Annotated in this window: 3 protein-coding genes; 2 read left to right on the top strand and 1 reads right to left on the bottom strand. The window is 74.1% G+C overall.

Features of this window, described 5'->3' with window-relative positions:
* Both K8V11_RS03645 and K8V11_RS03640 read left to right on the top strand, forming a co-directional pair.
* The coding region (locus K8V11_RS03645; RefSeq protein ID WP_303910973.1) for a glycosyltransferase family 4 protein at positions 1-793 on the top strand (793 nt) is incomplete at its 5' end.
* Entirely contained in the window at positions 793-1,461 is a 669-nt protein-coding gene (locus K8V11_RS03640) for a phosphatase PAP2 family protein (protein WP_303910972.1), read from the top strand. The genes K8V11_RS03645 and K8V11_RS03640, both read left to right, overlap by 1 nt.
* On the opposite strand, the gene K8V11_RS03635 is transcribed toward K8V11_RS03640, so the two are convergent.
* Positions 1,458-2,925, bottom strand: a 1,468-nt coding sequence (locus K8V11_RS03635) for a hypothetical protein (RefSeq protein ID WP_303910970.1), incomplete at its 5' end; no start/stop codon positions are given. The genes K8V11_RS03640 and K8V11_RS03635 overlap by 4 nt on opposite strands.

Below are 2,925 nucleotides of genomic sequence, written 5' to 3'. Positions count from 1 at the left end.
CCTCGCGCGATTCGGCTGGTGGATCGAGTCGCGCCTGTCCCCACTCGTGCACCGCCGCCGCCAGTGGCTCACCGTCTCGCAGCCCTCGGCGGCCGAGCTCGCCACGCTCGGGGTGCCGTCCTCGCACATCGCGGTGATCCGCAACGGAGTCGACCCAGTGCCCGCCGGGATCTCCGCGGGCACGCCGGCCGAGCGCGCGCCGGGGCCACGCCTGGTCGTGTTGTCGCGCCTCGTACCGCACAAGCACGTCGAGGACGCACTCTCGCTGCTCGCAGAACTGCTGCCCGATTCGCCGGATCTGCGGCTCGACGTCATCGGCGGGGGCTGGTGGGAGCCGCAGCTGCGCGAGCACGCCGACACGCTCGGGGTCTCCGGGGCCACGACCTTCCACGGGCACGTCTCCGAGCGCCGCAAGCACGAGATTCTGCGCGCCGCGACCGTGCACCTCATGCCCTCGCGCAAGGAGGGCTGGGGGCTGGCGGTGATGGAGGCCGGGCAGCACCGGCTGCCGACGATCGGCTACACGCACGCCGCCGGCCTGCGCGATTCCATCGACACCGGGCGCACCGGGATCCTCGTCGACGGGCTGGGAGAGATGATCGACGCGACCCGCGCACTCCTTGCCGACCGCCCGCAGCTCGAGCGAATGGGCGCGGCCGCGCGCGATAAGGCGGCCGGCTTTTCCTGGGAGGCTGCGGGCACAGCCGCCGAGTGGCTGCTCGCCGAGGCAGCGGCGGGGCGCGTGCATTCCGGCGTCATCGACCCGCCGGCCGACCCCGGCCGGGAGCGGTAGTGCCGGCCACCGCACGAGCGGTATGTATGACGTCGGGCGTGGCGTTCTGCCTCGCCGCCGCGGCCACTTGGTTCGGGTGGACCGACGCGATCGATACGGCGGTCCACGATTTCGCGTTGGAGCAGCGCTCGCCCTGGTTCTCGCCCCCGATGCGGGCGGTGAGCGCCGTGTTCGCGCCGCTCGCCGCGTCGCTGCTCACGGCCGTGATCGCGCTGTGCGTCGCCGCGCGGACGAGGCGCTGGCGTCGGCCGCTACTCTTCGCGGCGGGCGTGCTCGCGGCGGCGCTCGCGTTTCGCCTCGTCAAGGAGCTGTTGCGCCATCCCCGGCCGGACACGCAAGGCTGGCTGGAGTACGCCGGCGGCTGGTCGTTTCCCAGCGGGCACACGACGATCGCGACGACCGTATGCCTCGGCATCGTCGCCGTGTTCGGCACCTCGTGGCCGAAGACGTGGCGGCGGGCGGCGTGGGTGCTCGCGGCGGTCGTTGCCGCCGCGGTCGGGATAGGCCGCATCTACCTGGGCGTTCACTGGTTCGGCGATGTCGTCGGCGGAACATGTCTGGGGATCGCGGCGTCCGCCGTCATGGGTGGAGTGGCGGTGACGGCCGCGAACCGCGACGACAGGGCCGGCGCGGGCACAGGTTCCGAAGCGGAGTCCGCGGAAGGTTAGCGGCGGCGGCCTGCGATCAGGGCGCCCGCCGTGCCGCCGGCGAGCGCGAGCGCCCAGCACGCGTGGGCGGCGAGAGCGAGGCGACGGGCGGCCTCGGACGCAGGGGCGAAGGCTTCGGCCTCGTCGGCGCCGGCCGATTCGGCGCCGGGCAGGCGCCACAGCCTCAGTTCGTCGTCGGCGAAGCGCTGCTGGGCGCCAGCAAGGGTCTCGCCGGCGCTCCCCCGCTCACCGCGGCTGGTGGTCTCATCGAGCACCCAGTCGACGCCCATCGCGGCGAGTTCACCCGCGTCGGCTCCCTCGAGTAGCGCGCGCTGCGCGTCGCGGGCGGCGCCGCCCTCGCCCTCGACGACCTGCCCGCCGACGGAGAGGTCGCCCGGTTCAAGCACGGCCGCGTGCAGCAGGCGCGGGGCGGGGTCCAGCACGACGCGCCCTCCGGCCCATAGCGGCGTCGAACGGAAGCCGCCCGCGGGCAGGACCAGCACCGTCTGTGGCCTCCCGGTTTCCGCGCCGGCGGCGGCGAGTTCGTCGTTGACGCGGTTCCAGCCGTCGCCGTAGCGAACGGGCGCGAATTCCCTGGCGAGGAACGTTCCGGCGTCGGGTACCAGCGCGAGCGGCACGAGGACGAACGCGGCAGCGCCGGCGGCGGCGAGGCGCCTCGACGACGGGGCGATGCTCGCCCAGGCGGCGTTCGCGACTAGTGCTATGGCGACAGCCGCGCCGGGAATCGCCAAACCCACCCATTTCTGTCCATCGCGGAGGATGCCGAGAGCGGGGGCAGCGTCGATCATCGCGGTGAGGATTGCTTGGCCTGGTGGGGTCGCGGCGAGCGCGACGAGGACGACAACCGCGGCCGCGGCGCCGAGCGAGGTTCGCGCGGGCAACATGTCGGCGGAAGCGTCCAAGGGTGCGCCGTCAGCCGATCGCGGGCGGCGGAACGCGAGCACGGTCCCGACGGCCCACACCAGAAGTAGAGGAAGGGTGAGCGGCAGAGTGAGCGCGCCGCTACGGGACGCAGGCACGGCGTCGGAGTTCCAGATCCCGCCGAGTCCGGCGAGGGAGCCGATCGTCGCGAGGCCCGGCTCGGCGCGCGCGGCGAACGCCACAACCCCGGCCTCCGCACTCCCCGCCTCGGCGGCGCCCCAGCCGAGCAGCGTCCCCGCGAGCGCCGGAAGCGCGCCCAACGCGAGCGCCGGCACGGCGAATGCCGCGGGCATCGCGATCCGGCGGCCGGCGCACGCGGCGACCACCATGGCACCCACCACTGCGGCGGCCGCCATGGCCAGTCCGGTCGGGGTAAACGCGGCAAGCGCGATCAATGGCACAAGCCACGCGGGGCCGCGGGTGGAACGGCGGCCGCGGTCGGGCGACGTCAGCAAGAAGTAGAGGGGAACCAGCGCTGCCGCGGCCACCCCGAGCAACAGCGACCACGCGCCCTGGGCGAGACGCTCCGTGACGAACGGGTTC

The organism is Dietzia timorensis, from assembly GCF_020742175.1.
GTDB lineage: Bacteria > Actinomycetota > Actinomycetes > Mycobacteriales > Mycobacteriaceae > Dietzia > Dietzia timorensis_A.
This window is presented reverse-complemented; position numbering and strand designations above follow the sequence as displayed.